We start from the raw sequence: 14,845 nt of genomic DNA, 5'->3' as shown, positions 1-14,845 counted from the left end.
TCTGGCTGAGGCTATCCGTAGAAATACGCAATTGACGGGGCAGAGATTCTTGCAGGATGCTTGTTCTCTGAAGGCGAGAGAGCGGCATGGGCTGGGAAGCGAACCGAGGGCGAGGGCGCTTGAGGGATGCTGTGACTGCGTTGCACAGACAGTCAGCCTTATGCTATAATCCTCACGGTATGATATAATCGTGAGACAAGCGGGACAACATAAGGATGAGTAAGAAGCCTCCCCCCACCCTGTGGGAAATCGTGGGGCCAGTGGGAGGATTGGGGTTTACAATCGCAGTCCCCATTGCTGCAGGTGCCATCCTCGGTCACTACCTGGATGGCCTATTGCGTACCGCACCGTTGTGTATACTTCTCGGGCTGCTGCTTGGCCTGATAGCAGGGATATACGGCGCGTACCGTTTATTTAAAATCTTCTTCTCAAGCATGAGATAGACGGCGTCGACGTTGACAGACCGGGCCACGCAGAGCACGATTCGGATGGAGGATATTGAGTGCTCTGGAAATTTCCTGAGGTATCCCTGGCGCCAGAGGTTATATGGAATCCAGGCGGTATCTTTCCGATAACAAACACGTTACTATGCACCTGGATCACCATTATTGCTCTGGTTGCCTTTTTCTACTTTGGCACACGCAACGCTTCGCTGATCCCCTCGGGTTTTCAAAACTTCGTTGAGTGGATCGTCGAATTTCTGGTGAATCTGGTCAACGGTGTGGTTGGCTCGCGGCGGGATAAAGCGGCGCGTTTCTTCCCGTGGGTCGCCTCCTTCTTTATCTTCATTCTCTGCGCCAACTTGATGGACGTGCTGCCAGGGATCGACACCATTGGCAGCCTCAAGGGAGAGGAGATCGCCCACGCTGGCGGCAACTGCGCGCCGGTTCTTGGCTTTCTGCCTTCGTGTCAGCCGCTCTCGTTGGGGCCGATTCACTTCCTCTTTGGCAACATTTCCAATCTGATCATCCCCTGGTTCCGCCCGCCGACCACCGATTTGAATCTGACGGTGGCTATGGCGCTGCTCTCAGTGGGGGCCACTCAGTTCTTTGGCTTCTACCATCTGGGTGCTAAAGAGCACCTGTCAAAGTACTTCAATTTCCGAGCACTACGCAAAGGCCCGATGGGCCTTATTGACGTCGTTGTCGGGCTGCTGGAGATTATCTCCGAAGCTGCGCGTATCATTTCCTTCTCCTTCCGTCTCTTTGGCAATATCTTCGCCGGTAGCCTTGTGCTGGCCGCGTTTGCCTTCATCCTGCCATTCGTTGCCGCGATTATCTTCATTCCCTTTGAGATCTTTGTCGCGGTAATGCAGGCCCTGATCTTCTCCCTGTTAACTTTGGTCTTCATGGAGATCGGCACCACCAGTCACGAGGCGCATGAAGAGCACCTTGTCGAAGAGGAGCAGAAGGTACTACAAGGGGAGAAGGCCGCCGCGTAGTGCCTGCACCTCGCCGTTCGCGAGCCTCCTCTGCCACCTGGTCGGGGAGGTTCTCTTGTGAGCGCGCCCGCCCGTTTGCTCCCAGTGCAACGGGTTCTTTCTGGCGCGGGTGCAGTGCGAGCATGGCGAGGAGGTGCCGCTTGTCTGCCAGCCGTTGGCCATACGGGTCTACTGGCCAGCCAGCCAGGCTGCAGTAAGTCAGGCGCTTTTGAATCGCTTGCTACTGTTTCATTCATACGTACTTTACTTGCCCGCTTGACACCAACCAAGCAACAACACAGCGAGTACGAACCAACGAAGCTTTGTCCTTAAAGGAGGATATTCAACATGCAGCAGTTAGCTGTCGCATTGGCTATCGGTCTGGGGGCTATTGGCCCGGGTTTGGGTATCGGCATTGCCGCTGGTCAGGCTGCCTCGGCCATCGGACGCAATCCCGAGGCGGAGCCTCAGATCCGTATTAATATGATCCTGGGTCTGGTCTTTGCCGAGGCCATTGCCATTTACGCTCTGGTCATCGCCATCCTGCTCCAGTTCGTGAAGTAAGCTAGCAAGCAGAGACAGGCAAGGGCGAGACGAGCTGTATGCCACTTCTCGACGCCGGGCCAGCGCTTCGGCCAGGGAGCAGCGGTCGCGCTCAGTCTTCCGTGCGTTTGGCTGCCATCTGGTTCCGCTCGCCGCGCCGAAGAAGGTGCCCGGCGCCGCCCGCCGTTCGGCTGGTATGTAGTAGCTTGTCCCTGGCCTGTCAGAGTGCGTAGTGTGTGCCTGACGACGCGGATTGCGGGTATGCCTTTTTTCCAGGCTTCTTTCATCGGCCAGCTTTCGGCGGTTCGCCTGGCCGCCGGCAGGGTTTCCCTTGGGCTGGTTGGCAGCTCGTTGGCTGGCCTGCCCGCGTCTACGGCACCAACCAAACGCCTTACTCAGATCAAAAGGAGGGGGTCGGCGTGACTTTCATTCTCGCAGCGAGTCCGCTGGAGGGCCTGGGTATCAATACCTTTGCTTTCCTCTCGCAGCTCGTTAGCTTCATCATTGTGCTGATTCTTCTGCGCAAGTGGGCCTTGCCCACTGTTCAGCGCATGCTGGATAGACGCGCCGCGATCATTCGTGAGGGTATCGAGAATGCCGAGCGAGCGCGGGAAGAGCTAAAGAATGCCACCGCCCGCGCTGAGCAACTGCTGGCTGAGGCGCGTCGTGAGGCTCAGGAGGTTATCGCTAGCGCGCAGCGCGCCGCGGAGCGCGAGGCCCGTCGCATTGAGGAAGAGGCCCTGGCGCGCGCCCGCCAGATTGAGCAGCAGCAAATCGAGCGCATCCGCCAGGAGGCTGCACGCGCCCGCGCCGATCTGAGCCGTCTGGTGGTGAATCTCTCTATTGCCGCTGCCAGTAAGGTGATCAGTAAGTCCGTTGATAGCAGTGATAATCGCCGCCTGGTTGAGGAGTTCGTCAATGCCAGCCAGGCTACGAAGGGACAGTAATGCTTAAGGGAGCGATCGCACGCCGCTACGCTGAAGCTATCTTCAATATCGCGCGCCAGCAGCAGACGGTTGATCGCACGCTCGATGAGGTGCGCTCAATCGCCGAGCTGTTTGCTCAGCGCAAGATGGCCTATCTGCTGAGCGAGCCTAAAATTCCACTCGCGCGCAAGGAGCAGGCGCTGCGTCAGGCGCTTGCCTCGCGGGTGCTGCCGACGTCGCTCAACCTCGCATTGCTGGTGGTTCAGCGCAATCTGGTCGAGCTGATGCCGAATATCGCGCGTGAACTCGAACAGCTCGTGCTACAGTATAAGAACCAGGCCATCGCTGAGGTGATCACGGCGGCGCCTCTCGACGAAGCTGCGCTTCAGCGCGTGAAGCAGGCCTTAGAGCGACGAACAGGAAAAGAGATTATCCTGCAGACAAAGGTCGATCCAGAGATTCTAGGAGGGATCATCGCCCGGGTCGGCGATGAGGTCATTGATGCCAGTGTTCAGCATCGGCTGGCAACGCTGCAGCAGCGCTTGCTGCAAGAGACTGCCGCCCATAGCGCTGAGCTGTTGGCTTCTCTGGAGCTTCCCGCCGAATTGGCGACGGTCAACGATCCGCCTGCCCAGGACCGTGCTGAGCCGACGCGCACGCAATAAGTGCTGCGCCTGTTCTCGCCTGGCGCGCTGGAGATCTAGTGTGTAGCACGTCAGCGCTATATCTGCAGATGGGCTGGCGGCAGATCTCTGGTCTCCGCTAGCTGTCTTTCATCGTTTTTCGCCTATTCGCTTACTTCGCATTGACTGATTAGTTGACTTGTACGTACTGTAGCGCTTTGCCCATCGCTCGCTCTCGCCCGTAATGGGCCGGCTGCCCTGTCTGCTTGTCGTCGCCTGTCTTGTGCTGGCTGCGGTCGGTGCAGCAGGATTGACCACGGGTTCGCCTGTGTGCGCCTGTTCGCCATGCTTGCCGTTTGGTGGCTGCTGTGGCGCGCAGCGTGTGCCTGTTCTTGTTGTTTTGGGCTGGCCTCTATTCTATGGCGAGGTGAGATTATCTGAGGAGGAAAGACGATGGCATCGTGGGCAGATGAAATCAGTGCCATCATCGAACGCAATATTGTTGGCTTCGATCAAAGCCAGCCTGCCACGGCCAGCGTCGGGACCGTGATCGCCGTCCAGGACGGCATCGCCCGCGTCTATGGCTTGCAGGATGTGAAATATCTGGAGTTGGTGGATTTCCCCCGCACCGGGTTGAAGGGCATGGCCTTCAACCTGGAGGAGGAAACAGTTGGTATCATTATCCTCGGAGACTATACGCAGCTCCGCGAGGATGATGAGGTGCGCACGACCGGCCAGGTGATTTCGGTCCCTGTCGGCGATGCCCTGATCGGGCGCGTGGTTAATGCGCTCGGTGAGCCGATCGACAATAAGGGGCCTATCATCACCAATAAGCGGCGCCCGATTGAGCGTGTGGCTCCGGGTGTGATTACGCGCCGCTCGGTGAATACGCCTGTCCAGACCGGTATTAAGGCCATCGATGCGATGATCCCCATCGGGCGCGGTCAGCGCGAGCTGATCATTGGCGACCGCCAGACCGGTAAGACGGCCATCGCCATCGATACCATCATTAATCAGAAGGGCAAAGATCTGATTTGTATCTATGTGGCCATCGGCCAGAAGAATTCTTCGGTGGCGCGCACGATCGCGACGCTGGAGAAGTATGGGGCGATGGAGCATACAATCGTGGTGGTGGCTGGTGCCTCTGAGCCGGCACCGATGAAGTATATTGCGCCTTACGCCGGCTGCGCGATGGGTGAGGAATTCATGGAGTCAGGCCGTGATGCGCTCATCGTCTACGATGATTTGACTAAGCATGCCGAGGCCTACCGCAACATTTCGCTGATCATCCGTCGCCCGCCAGGTCGTGAGGCTTATCCCGGCGATGTTTTCTACTTGCATTCGCGCTTGCTGGAGCGCGCTGCTCGTCTGAATGATGACTACGGTGGCGGCTCGCTGACCGCTTTGCCGATCATTGAGACGAAGGCAAACGATATCTCGGCCTATATTCCGACGAACGTCATTTCGATCACCGACGGTCAGATCTTCCTGGAAACGGATCTCTTCAACGCCGGTATTCGTCCGGCGATTAACGTCGGTATCTCGGTCTCTCGTGTGGGAAGCAGCGCTCAGACGCGCGCGATGCGCCAGGTGGCTGGCTCTCTGCGTCTGGATCTGGCCCAGTTCCGCGAGCTGGCGGCCTTTGCGCAGTTCGCTTCCGACCTCGATAAGGCAACGCGCGCCCGTATCGAGCGTGGTCAGCGCTTGACGGAGATCCTCAAGCAGAAGCAGTATCAGCCGCTTGAGGTGGAGAAGCAGGTGATGATCATCTACGCTGCCACACAGGGCTATCTGGACGATGTGCCGCTGGACTTGATCCAGGAGTGGGAGGCGGCTTTCCATCGCTATATGGAGGCGAACCATCCCGAGATCGGCCAGGAGATCATCGAGAAGTCGGTGAAGCAGCGCAACAATATGTCCGAAGATCTGCTGGCACGCCTGCGGGCCGCTATTGAGGAGTTCAAGAAGACCGCCGCGCCGCAGCCGCAGAAGGCTCAGGCTGCTGCCAGCTAGCCAGGAGGCGGAGAGAAGAGCTATGCCATCAACCCGCGAGATTCGGCGACGCATCCGGACGGTCAAGAATATTGCGCAGATTACGCGCACCTTCCAGATGATCGCCAGCAGCCGTATGCGGCGGGCCCAGGAGCGCGTGCGGCGGGCGCGTCCTTATGCGGAGCAGATTCGGGAGCTGGTCTCACGTCTGGCGACGGTGGCCGGTGAGGATCTGGGCAATGAGGTCGCTTTGCTGCGCAGTCGCCCGGTGAAGCGCATTGGCATTATTGTGATCTCGCCTAACCGTGGCTTCTGCGGAGCGCTGCCGAGCAATATTAACCGCAAGGCGGCCTCAACGGCTCTGGAAATCCAGGAGGAGATCCAGCGGACCGAGGGCCAGCGCCCGGGAGTCTCGTTCGTGGCCATTGGCCGCAAGGGACGCGATTTCATTGTGCGGACACAGCAGCATCTGCTGGCGGAGTTCACGCAGCTGAGTGATAACCCGTCGATGAACGATGCGTCGGCGGTGGCTCAGGTGGCGATGGACGCGTTCTTGTCCGGCGAGGTGGATGTAGTCTATCTGGTCTATGCGCGCTTTGTGAGTACGACTTCGCAGCAGCCGGTCGCGATCCAGTTGCTGCCAGTGCAGCCACCGCAGGGCGAGGGGAGCAGCGAGCGTCAGCGCATCGACTATATCTATGAGCCGGACCCACGGGCGATTTTTGAGGCCCTGCTGCCGCGCTATGTAGATATTCAGGTCTATCTGGCGCTGCTGGAAGCGCGGGCTAGTGAGGAGTCGGCGCGCATGGTGGCCATGAAGAATGCGACCGATAATGCTAATGAGCTGGTCGATGATCTGACGTTGGCCTACAATAAGGCGCGCCAGGCCAGTATTACGACGCAGATTCTGGAGGTGGTGGCCGGCGCCGGCGAGCTGTAGCCGTAGACAGCGAGCGTAGTAGTGCTGGCGCCTGGTCCGCCCGGCAGGTGTATGGCAGTCGTCTGCCGGATGAAGCGTCAGGCCCGCCACAGAGGGTTACGGACTAAACGCCCAAGAGAAAAAGATACCGTTAAAGAAAAGAAACGAACGCTGAACGGAAGCCGACAGCATGGTGGAGGCCCACTTGCCTGGCTCAGAGCGGTAGCAAAGGAGAAAGGCGAGGGAAGTGAGGGCAGCCGTTGTCAGAGCTTCCGCAGGAGGCGAAGAGATACATGACGACAAAGACACTTGCCAAGGGGAGGGTTGTCCAGGTGCTCGGGGCGGTGGTCGATGTGGAGTTTCCCCCCGAGCAGCTGCCACCTATCTATAACGAGCTTGTGGTCCGCCCCGCCGGCTCTGATCAGGAGCTGTCGCTGGAGGTGGAACAGCACCTGGGCAATAACTGGGTGCGCTGTGTAGCAATGGGGCCGACCGATGGCCTGCAGCGCGGTTTGGAGGTCATTGACCGCGGCCAGCCCATTTCGGTCCCCGTTGGCCCGAAGACGTTGGGGCGCATCTTCAATGTGCTTGGTCAGCCAATCGACAATAAGCCACCGGTGACCGATGCGCCTCGGCTGCCGATCCATCGTCCCCCTCCGAGCCTGGAGGAGCAGGCCAAGGAGGTGCAGGTCTTTGAGACCGGCCTGAAGGTGATTGATCTGATCTGTCCCTTTATGCGTGGTGGTAAGGTCGGCGCCTTCGGCGGCGCGGGCGTGGGCAAGACGGTCATCATTCAGGAGCTGATCAATAACGTGGCCAAGGCCCACGGTGGTTATAGCGTCTTCGCTGGCGTCGGCGAGCGCACGCGCGAGGGGAATGATCTCTACCATGAGATGCAGGAAGCCGGCGTCATCGACCGCCTGACGATGGTCTTTGGTCAGATGAATGAGCCGCCTGGGGCGCGCTTGCGCGTGGCCTTGACCGGCCTGACGATCGCGGAGTATTTCCGCGATGAGGAGGGCAAGGACGTGCTGCTCTTCATCGATAATATCTTCCGCTTCACGCAGGCTGGTTCTGAGGTGTCGGCTCTGCTCGGTCGGATGCCTTCGGCGGTGGGTTATCAGCCGAACCTGGCGGAGGAGATGGGCGAGCTGCAGGAGCGCATCACTTCGACGACGCGCGGTTCGATTACGTCGATGCAGGCGGTCTATGTGCCGGCAGACGACTATACCGATCCGGCGCCGGCGACAACCTTCGCGCACCTGGACTCGACGATCGTGCTTGATCGTTCCATCTTCGAGCAGGCGATTTTCCCGGCGGTTGATCCTCTGGCCTCGACGAGCCGCGTGCTTGATCCTCAGTTTGTAGGCCAGGAGCATTACGATACGGCGCGTGGGGTGCAGCGCGTGTTACAGCGCTATAAGGATCTCCAGGATATTATCGCGATCATGGGCGTTGATGAGCTGTCCGAGGAGGATAAGCTGATCGTTTCCCGCGCCCGCAAGATCCAGCGCTTCTGCTCGCAGCCGATGTTCGTGGCCGAGGTCTTCACGGGTCGTCCCGGCAAGTATGTACCGCTGAAGGAAACGGTACGCGGCTTCAAGGGCATCCTTGAGGGGAAATACGATCATATCCGCGAAGAGCATTTCTACATGGCGGGTACGATCGATGAGGTGATCGAGCGTCACGAGCGCGAGCAGAGGTCACTCTAACATGGCAGGAAAACTACATGTCGAGGTAGTGACTGCTGAGCGGGCGCTCTACAGTGGCGAGGCCGACCAGGTGAACGCCCCCGGGACAGAAGGTCGTCTGGGCATTTTGCCACGCCATGCGCCCCTGCTGGCCGTGCTGGCGCCGGGCGAGCTGCTGATTCGGCTGGGAGAGGCAGAAGAGCCGATCTTCGTCTCGGGCGGCTTCCTGGAGGTTTTCGAAGATCAGGTTACGGTCCTGGCTGATGCCGCTGAGCACGCCGAGGAGATCGACGAGGCCCGCGCTCAGGAGGCTCGACGTCGGGCCCTGGAGCGCCTGGCGGAGGCGCAGACAGATGCTGAGCGCGCCGAGCTGCAGGCGGCTCTGGAGCGCGCAGTGAGCCGCTTGCGCGTGGCTGAACTGGCCCGACGTCGCCATACACGGCGCATTCGCCAGAGCATGGGTCAGGAGGAGTAGCCGCAAGGCAGCATACCGCTACTTTCCGAGCGAAAGACGCAGTCAATAGCCGATTCTGCATACTGTAATAAAATAATAGGGAGAGCGCTCATGGCCGGCGCTCTCCCGGTTTTTTTCCTGTTGCTTTCTGCTGATTATGATCGTGTTTTGTTGCCAGGACCGAAACCGGAGGGGCCTCGACTGCGAGGCAGCCGTTTCTTTCAGCTTAGAAGCTGCCCCCATCGCCGCCACCGAAGTCACCGCCGCCACCGAAATCGCCGCCGCCGAAATCACCGCCAGCACCACCGCCAAAGTCGCCGCCGCCGAAGTCGGGGCCACCACCGGCGCCCGGATCACCGGCGAAACCGGCTTCGTGCTGGCGGGCCTCTTCTTCTCCGGCCATTTTGCCCAGCTCATAGCCGATCAGGCCGCCGCCAAGGGCGCCCAGACCGCCCGCTGCCCAGGGGCTCATACCGCCACCCTGGTTCGGGTAGTAGTTGGGCGGATAGCCTCCCTGATATGGGCCTTGATAAGGATAGCCTGGGTAGCTTCCCGGTGGCGGAGCTTCATACGGCTCAGAGGGAGCAGGCCTATTCCAGCCCCAACCCCAGCCCTGGCCCGAACGCCGGCGGATGACCGCGAAGAGGATGCCACCGATGATGAGCACCAGCAGGCCAATGCAGCAGAGTGTACCCAAACCGCCCGACAGGAAACCGCCAGCCCCAGAGCTGGCCGGGGAGCCTCCTTCGTTGCTCGAAGCCGCCAGCGAGCTTTCTAGCGAGCGAATGGCCGCTAGCGTCGCGCCAGTATAGTCGCCGTTGTTGTAATTATCCTTGAAGGCGTTGTAGGCGTCCTTCGCAGCGCTATTGGAAAGCGGCACTTGCGAGCCAGACTTGATGTACATCCAGTGATGGACGGTATCGATGGCGATGACGATGAGGCGCGAGTTGGTGACATGGCTTTGGGTGCGCGCCTCAAAGTCGGCCTGGCTGCCAGTGAAGGAGTTGGTTGTATAGATAGCGAGAGGGTAAGCTAGTTTTGCCCCTTCGCTCTGAATGCGAGCTTTATCCAGGACACCGGCCCCGTCGCTGATGGTCACGCTATCAGCGAAGACAGTAGCGCTCGTCAGCAGGAGCAGCAGGCCGGTCAGCAGGAGCGCCAGCAGCGGGCGCAGCCAACTGAAGCCGCGAGGGCGAGCGCGCCGAACAGGCTTCCCTCTCGGCTGCTCAGTCTCTGGTCCATCTGATGGTGCTTTCGTGAGATTCATGAGTGCGTTCCCCTCCTCTTTTTGCCCTATCATGCCGCACATTGTTGCTCTTTGCCACGCTATTTATACGGATGATGTGGCGTTAGGGTTGACAGGGTCGCCCGGCAGGAAATCACAATTGGTCGTAGAGACCACCAACGGATAGGGCGGCTTCTCCCCTGCGCTCTTGACGCGCGCCACATCCAGCACACCCGCTCTATCGTCGACCGTCACGCTGTTCTCCCACGACAGAGGATCAGCAGCATGGTCAGCAGGAGCGCCCCCAGTCCCAGGCAAACCGAGCAAAGCAGAAATAGAGAGGTTTTTCTGAGGAAAGGGAATAGAGAGGTACTTTCTTAGCAATAGATCCTGGCAGTGATTCTTGTATGACATTCTCCCGTAAGAGCACAAGATGGAGAGCGTCTCTCGCTAAGAGAATGGACGAGCAGAGCGCTCTCCTTTCCAATGCATCTGAGCACTTACGGGTTATGGAAGCGGCGGAGAGTACGGGAGCTTAACAGATGCGAGGGAGCGGATCACCAACCAGCATATCGAGGACGCGCATGCCGCCAATCTCGGTGCGCAGAAAGACGATGCCCGGCGGCTCCGCCTGGACGCTACCAATGATCGCCGCCTCCTGTCCCAGCGGATGGGCGCGCATGACTGCCAGCGCTTCCTCCGCCGCCTCGGGCGCGACTACCGCCAGCAGCTTGCCCTCATTGGCAATGGTCAACGGATCAAGCCCTAAGATCTCGCAGGCGCCACGCACCCCGGGGTGGACCGGGATGGCCTGCTCCTCCAGACCAATGGCTACCTCGGAGGCCAGGGCCATTTCATTGAGGGCCGTGGCTACGCCGCCACGCGTGGGATCTTTCAGACAATGCAGATGCTCGCCGAGCGCCTCTACTAAGGCTGCTACTAAGGTATGCAGTGGCGCCGTATCGCTCTGCACATCCGTTTCGATGTCCAGGGCCTCGCGCGCCAGCATGATGGCGATCCCGTGGTCGCCAGCGCTGCCGCTGATGAGCACGACATCGCCCGGCTGCAGACAGGTTTGCCCCAGGGGCCAGCGCGCGCGCCGCAGACCCACTCCTGCCGTGTTAATGAAGACCCCGTCGCCTTTGCCGCGCTGGACGACCTTGGTGTCGCCCGTTACGATGGCTACGCCCGCCTCGCTGGCCGCTTGCTGCATGGAGGCCACAATGCGGCGCAGCTCGGCAATGGGAAAGCCTTCCTCTAGAATAAAGCTCGCCGACAGATACAGCGGCTGGGCCCCGGCCATCGCCAGATCGTTGATGGTGCCATGCACGGCCAGCTTGCCGATGTCGCCGCCGGCGAAGAACAGCGGACTGACGACATAGGTATCGGTGGTAAAGGCCAATTGCAGGTTGCTCCCATCGAGTGAGAAGACCGCCGCATCGTCCAGCGCATCCAGCAAGGGATTCGAGAAGGCCGGGGCAAAGACGCCTTCGATCAGGTTATGGGTGGCCTTGCCACCGCTGCCATGACTGAGCGTGATGCGCTCATCGCGTAAATAGAACTTGTGCCGGCGCGCCTGTCGGACACGCTCGATTTTCTGCAGGACGGCGTCGAGCTGTGCCGCCTCCTGCTCGGAACTGGGCTTGACCTCCATGAGAATCCCCCTCCTTCCTGGTTCTAGCTGCCTGTCTGGCTGGTGGCTAATGGGACCGATCCGCTCGACCGCTGTCTGCCCCGCCCGACAGCGGCAGGCGTCGCACGTTCACAGGCTGCGGCTCACGGCGTTTGTGCCAGGCGGCGCAGGTGGTCGCGCTCGGCTGCCATTGAGAAGCGCCCATAGTTGTAGTAGGCCGCGCAGGCCCCTTCGGGTGAGACCATACAGGTCCCGATCGGGGTCTCGGGGGTACAGGCAGTACCAAAGACCTTGCACTCCCAGGGCTTGATGACGCCTTTGAGGACCTCGCCGCACTGACAGGCTTTGGGATCAGCTACACGCAGCCCCGGCACCTCGTAGCGTAACTCGGCGTCCCAGTCGGCAAACTCGGGCCGCAGCTTGAGGGCGCTGTGGGTGATGAAGCCAAGGCCGCGCCATTCGAAGAAGGGCCGCAGCTCCATCGTGCGGGCCATCGCCTCCAGGGCGCGTACGTTGCCCTCGGGACGCACCACGCGCGTGTACTGGTTCTCGACCTCTGCTCTTCCCTCGCTGATCTGCTTGACCAGCATGTAGACAGCCTGGATGATGTCGAGTGGCTCAAAGCCGGCAATCACGACCGGCTTGTGATGGTCACGGGCGATGAAGGTGTAGGGGCGCATGCCGATGACCATGCTGACGTGCCCTGGACCAATGAAGCCATCCAGCCGCAGATCGGGCGAGTCGAGAATGGCCTTGATGGCGGGAATAATGGTTACATGATTGCAGAAGACCGAGAAATTTTTGAGGCCCTCGGCCTTGGCCCGCAAGAGGGTCACCGCCGTTGAGGGGGCGGTCGTTTCGAAGCCGATGGCGAAAAAAACCACCTGGCGATCGGGATGCTGCCGCGCCAGCTTGAGGGCGTCCAGCGGCGAGTAGACAAAGCGCACGTCAGCCCCGTCGGCCTTGGCGTCGAGGAGGCTGCCTTTCGAACCGGGCACGCGCATCATGTCACCGAAGGTGGTGAAGATGACCCCATCGGTGCGCGCAATAGCAATGGCATCGTCGATGCGCCCCATTGGCAGCACACAGACGGGGCATCCTGGTCCATGCACCAGATCGATGCTGCGCGGTAAGACGTCCTCGATGCCATGCTTATAGATCGTATGGGTATGGCCGCCGCAGACCTCCATGAATTTCAGCGGGCGCCCGTCACTGAGGCGAGCAATCTCGGCAGCAATGCGTTTGGCCAGGTCGGGATCACGATATTCATCGACGAACTTCATCGCTGTCAGCTCTCACTTTCTCTGCGGCTAAGTGGGCCTGCACCAGCTCGATGAGGGCATGGTAAACGGTGGCCTGCGCTTCCTGAATGCGCGGGATGTGGTCGCCTGGCGAGATGATGCAGAAGTCAACTGCCGGCGAGCGCCTGGTTTTGCCGCCGTCGTAGCCAGCCAGGCCCACGGTGAGCAAGCCCTGTTTTTTGGCCTGCTCGAAGGCGTGCAGGACGTTGAGCGAATTGCCGCTGGTGGAGATGCCCACGGCAATGTCGCCGGGACGCCCGAAGGCGATGATCTGGCGCGTAAAGATATTCTCGAAGCCGACGTCGTTGCCCACCGCGGTGACGACGGCGATGTCGTTGGTGAGAGCAATGGCCGGCAAAGGGCGCCAGTGGGCAAAGGGCGGCTGGAGCAGATCGGTGACGAGGTCTTGGGCGTCGGTGGTGCTCCCACCGTTGCCAAAGGCCAACAGGGTGGCCCCAGCCGCAAAGGCGCGCGCCATCGCTTCGGCTGCCGCTAGGAGCGCTTCGCGCGAGGCGGCCAGGGTCGCCCGGCGCAGCGCGATGACGTCGCGGCACTTCTCCAGAGTAGAATGTTGGACCTGGTTGAGGACTTCGTCCAGGCTGACCTTGCCTCCGGCAAAGAGATAGGGATAAAACAGGCGATCGTACTCCGATCCCTGTGCGTCGGTAGCATCGGCCTGGTTGTTCGCACGCTCAGTCATGGCTCGCTCGCTTCCTATGTCATCTTCATGCTGGCACGCTGCCTATGCCCACGCCTTTTGGTGCGAGAAGCCCAACATGCCACAAACATGGCAGGGGATCACGGCGCCGACTGCGCTGGGCTGGCTGGCAGCGGGGCCAGGCTCTCTCTCAGACAGAGGCTACTGGTCATCTGGAGGCTCGTCACGCTCAAGGCGCTCCAGGGCGACCCCTCCATGCACGAGCAGGCGATCGCCAGGCTGGACCACGCCCAGCAGGGTGATGTCGATCAGGGCCTCGCCCAGCCCCAGATTGACGCAGGCCAGGCCAGCCTCTTTATCGACGCTCAGGACTGTCGCCGCGACCGCTTCGTCGGCGCAGGTGGGACAGTGTCCCTCGGGATCTGGCTGACAGAGCGGGCGCTGCGCGATCAGTGGTGAACGCTGGTTCTGCTCCGGTTCCAGGTTCATTGCAGCAATCCTTCGTGTTCGAAAAAGACGTGCACCAGCTCCCAAAGCACATGGTACAGGGTTTCATGAATCTCTTGCACGATGAAAGGGTCATCGGCGGGCACCACAAAGCGATAGTCGACCGCCTCAGCAGTGATCAGCCCTCCATCGCCGCCCAGCATGGCCAGGGTGAGCAGGCCCATCTGCCTCGCCTGCGCCAGGGCGGCCTGGACGTTGGCACAGCGCCCGTCGGGCGAGAAGCCCAGGGCCATATCTTGTGGGCGAGCCAGAATACGCAGTTGCTCGCGAAAGGGCATCTCAGGCCGCCCGCCTGGTCCGCTCGCCAGCAGCCCCGTCAGGGTGGCACTGTCGTTGGTGAGGGCCAATGCTGGCAAGGCGCGCTTGCCCACGATGACCGGATGGACGAACTCCACCGAGACATGTTGCGCATCCGTGGCCCAGGCCCCATTACCAAAGGCCAGCAGGCGCCCTCCCTGATGAAAGCGGCGGGCCATGGCCCAGCAGGCTTCGGCAATGCGCGGCGCCTCGCGCTCAAAGAAAGCTGCCGGTAGACTGGTGCTGAGCGCAAAGCGCCGCTCCAGAACTGTCCTCAGCCTGTCTTGTTCTTCTGTTGTCATGTAATCCGCCTCTCCTCTCCATTTCACACTCACTCGATCTGACTGGAGCGTAGCAGCTTCAGCTCATCGGTGTAGACGTCTCCCATCATCTGGAGTGCCTTAAGGGTCTCTCGGGCCTCGGCTTCGTCAATCTTGCTCATGGCAAAGCCGACATGGATCAGTACCCAGTCGCCGGGGGCAATGCCTTCCGAGCGCACCAGGGCTACGCTGACATTGCGCTTGACGCCCGAGACGTCAACGCGTGCGATCGAGTTGGCGTCATCGACAATTTCGAGCACTTGACCGGGAATTCCCAGACACATCTGACTGGCTCCTCTCTTGAGTTGTGGCAAACAGGAGAGCGCATTGCTCAGC

17 protein-coding genes are annotated in these 14,845 nt (G+C 60.4%); 9 read left to right on the top strand and 8 right to left on the bottom strand.

Features of this window, described 5'->3' with window-relative positions:
* Window positions 1-215: 215 nt before the first annotated feature.
* The 9 genes from AC6H1L_RS13145 (at window position 216) to AC6H1L_RS13105 (ending at window position 8,589) form a co-directional block, all read left to right on the top strand.
* On the top strand, window positions 216-443 hold the full coding sequence (locus AC6H1L_RS13145) for an AtpZ/AtpI family protein (RefSeq protein ID WP_497597945.1): 228 nt from the start codon (window positions 216-218) through the stop codon (window positions 441-443).
* 59 nt (window positions 444-502) lie between these two features.
* Window positions 503-1,441 carry a F0F1 ATP synthase subunit A gene (atpB, locus tag AC6H1L_RS13140; protein WP_497597944.1) on the top strand — a complete coding sequence of 313 codons (939 nt, stop codon included), beginning with the start codon at window positions 503-505 and terminating at the stop codon, window positions 1,439-1,441.
* 327 nt (window positions 1,442-1,768) lie between these two features.
* The gene (gene atpE, locus AC6H1L_RS13135; RefSeq protein ID WP_112429942.1) at window positions 1,769-1,984 is read left to right on the top strand and encodes an ATP synthase F0 subunit C; all 216 of its coding nucleotides are present in this window, start codon (window positions 1,769-1,771) and stop codon (window positions 1,982-1,984) included.
* A gap of 398 nt (window positions 1,985-2,382) precedes the next feature.
* Window positions 2,383-2,910 carry a F0F1 ATP synthase subunit B gene (gene atpF, locus AC6H1L_RS13130; protein ID WP_497597943.1) on the top strand — a complete coding sequence of 176 codons (528 nt, stop codon included), beginning with the start codon at window positions 2,383-2,385 and terminating at the stop codon, window positions 2,908-2,910.
* A complete protein-coding gene (atpH, locus tag AC6H1L_RS13125; RefSeq protein WP_497597942.1) occupies window positions 2,910-3,554 on the top strand; it encodes an ATP synthase F1 subunit delta in 645 nt (214 codons plus the stop codon). Before atpF ends, atpH begins: the two co-directional genes overlap by 1 nt.
* Before the next feature lie 411 nt (window positions 3,555-3,965).
* Window positions 3,966-5,525, top strand: coding sequence for a F0F1 ATP synthase subunit alpha (atpA, locus tag AC6H1L_RS13120; RefSeq protein WP_497597941.1), 1,560 nt, complete (start codon window positions 3,966-3,968; stop codon window positions 5,523-5,525).
* Window positions 5,526-5,547: 22 nt separating this feature from the next.
* Window positions 5,548-6,444, top strand: a complete 897-nt coding sequence (gene atpG, locus AC6H1L_RS13115; RefSeq protein ID WP_497597940.1) for an ATP synthase F1 subunit gamma — start codon at window positions 5,548-5,550, stop codon at window positions 6,442-6,444.
* Window positions 6,445-6,716: 272 nt separating this feature from the next.
* Window positions 6,717-8,135 carry a F0F1 ATP synthase subunit beta gene (gene atpD, locus AC6H1L_RS13110; RefSeq protein WP_297159444.1) on the top strand — a complete coding sequence of 473 codons (1,419 nt, stop codon included), beginning with the start codon at window positions 6,717-6,719 and terminating at the stop codon, window positions 8,133-8,135.
* Window position 8,136: 1 nt separating this feature from the next.
* Window positions 8,137-8,589 carry a F0F1 ATP synthase subunit epsilon gene (locus AC6H1L_RS13105; RefSeq protein WP_497597939.1) on the top strand — a complete coding sequence of 151 codons (453 nt, stop codon included), beginning with the start codon at window positions 8,137-8,139 and terminating at the stop codon, window positions 8,587-8,589.
* 205 nt (window positions 8,590-8,794) lie between these two features.
* Here AC6H1L_RS13105 and AC6H1L_RS13100 read toward each other — a convergent pair whose 3' ends face one another.
* The 8 genes from AC6H1L_RS13100 to AC6H1L_RS13065 all read right to left on the bottom strand — a co-directional run bounded on the left by AC6H1L_RS13100 (window position 8,795) and on the right by AC6H1L_RS13065 (window position 14,793).
* Window positions 8,795-9,835 (bottom strand): hypothetical protein, encoded by a 1,041-nt coding sequence (locus tag AC6H1L_RS13100; RefSeq protein ID WP_497597938.1) that lies wholly within the window; start codon window positions 9,833-9,835, stop codon window positions 8,795-8,797.
* Between the two features lie 63 nt (window positions 9,836-9,898).
* Entirely contained in the window at window positions 9,899-10,048 is a 150-nt protein-coding gene (locus AC6H1L_RS13095) for a hypothetical protein (RefSeq protein WP_497597937.1), read from the bottom strand.
* A 280-nt stretch (window positions 10,049-10,328) separates the two neighbouring features.
* Window positions 10,329-11,447, bottom strand: a complete 1,119-nt coding sequence (gene hypE, locus AC6H1L_RS13090) for a hydrogenase expression/formation protein HypE (RefSeq protein WP_497597936.1) — start codon at window positions 11,445-11,447, stop codon at window positions 10,329-10,331.
* A 122-nt stretch (window positions 11,448-11,569) separates the two neighbouring features.
* Window positions 11,570-12,709: a hydrogenase formation protein HypD gene (hypD, locus tag AC6H1L_RS13085; RefSeq protein WP_497597935.1), complete on the bottom strand. Its 1,140-nt coding sequence runs from the start codon at window positions 12,707-12,709 to the stop codon at window positions 11,570-11,572.
* Entirely contained in the window at window positions 12,693-13,427 is a 735-nt protein-coding gene (locus AC6H1L_RS13080; protein WP_497597934.1) for a D-sedoheptulose-7-phosphate isomerase, read from the bottom strand. Before AC6H1L_RS13080 ends, hypD begins: the two co-directional genes overlap by 17 nt.
* 159 nt (window positions 13,428-13,586) lie before the next feature.
* On the bottom strand, window positions 13,587-13,874 hold the full coding sequence (locus AC6H1L_RS13075) for a HypC/HybG/HupF family hydrogenase formation chaperone (protein ID WP_497597933.1): 288 nt from the start codon (window positions 13,872-13,874) through the stop codon (window positions 13,587-13,589).
* A complete protein-coding gene (locus tag AC6H1L_RS13070) occupies window positions 13,871-14,491 on the bottom strand; it encodes a D-sedoheptulose-7-phosphate isomerase (protein ID WP_497597932.1) in 621 nt (206 codons plus the stop codon). The genes AC6H1L_RS13075 and AC6H1L_RS13070 overlap by 4 nt, the downstream gene beginning before the upstream one ends.
* A gap of 29 nt (window positions 14,492-14,520) precedes the next feature.
* A complete protein-coding gene (locus AC6H1L_RS13065; RefSeq protein ID WP_497597931.1) occupies window positions 14,521-14,793 on the bottom strand; it encodes a HypC/HybG/HupF family hydrogenase formation chaperone in 273 nt (90 codons plus the stop codon).
* Between the last annotated feature and the right edge of the window lie 52 nt (window positions 14,794-14,845).

It is taken from the genome of Thermogemmatispora argillosa (genome assembly GCF_059696725.1).
The sequence above is the reverse complement of the archived record's forward strand: the minus strand, read 5'-3'. Positions and strand labels throughout refer to the sequence as shown.

Coding starts and splice junctions, on each gene's coding strand:
- AC6H1L_RS13145 (WP_497597945.1), top strand. CDS start 216: ATGAGTAAGAAGCCTCCCCCCACCCTGTGGGAAATCGTGGGGCCAGTG.
- atpE (WP_112429942.1), top strand. CDS start 1,769: ATGCAGCAGTTAGCTGTCGCATTGGCTATCGGTCTGGGGGCTATTGGC.
- atpH (WP_497597942.1), top strand. CDS start 2,910: ATGCTTAAGGGAGCGATCGCACGCCGCTACGCTGAAGCTATCTTCAAT.
- atpA (WP_497597941.1), top strand. CDS start 3,966: ATGGCATCGTGGGCAGATGAAATCAGTGCCATCATCGAACGCAATATT.
- atpG (WP_497597940.1), top strand. CDS start 5,548: ATGCCATCAACCCGCGAGATTCGGCGACGCATCCGGACGGTCAAGAAT.
- atpD (WP_297159444.1), top strand. CDS start 6,717: ATGACGACAAAGACACTTGCCAAGGGGAGGGTTGTCCAGGTGCTCGGG.
- AC6H1L_RS13105 (WP_497597939.1), top strand. CDS start 8,137: ATGGCAGGAAAACTACATGTCGAGGTAGTGACTGCTGAGCGGGCGCTC.
- AC6H1L_RS13100 (WP_497597938.1), bottom strand. CDS start 9,835: ATGAATCTCACGAAAGCACCATCAGATGGACCAGAGACTGAGCAGCCG.
- hypE (WP_497597936.1), bottom strand. CDS start 11,447: ATGGAGGTCAAGCCCAGTTCCGAGCAGGAGGCGGCACAGCTCGACGCC.
- hypD (WP_497597935.1), bottom strand. CDS start 12,709: ATGAAGTTCGTCGATGAATATCGTGATCCCGACCTGGCCAAACGCATT.
- AC6H1L_RS13080 (WP_497597934.1), bottom strand. CDS start 13,427: ATGACTGAGCGTGCGAACAACCAGGCCGATGCTACCGACGCACAGGGA.
- AC6H1L_RS13075 (WP_497597933.1), bottom strand. CDS start 13,874: ATGAACCTGGAACCGGAGCAGAACCAGCGTTCACCACTGATCGCGCAG.
- AC6H1L_RS13070 (WP_497597932.1), bottom strand. CDS start 14,491: ATGACAACAGAAGAACAAGACAGGCTGAGGACAGTTCTGGAGCGGCGC.
- AC6H1L_RS13065 (WP_497597931.1), bottom strand. CDS start 14,793: ATGTGTCTGGGAATTCCCGGTCAAGTGCTCGAAATTGTCGATGACGCC.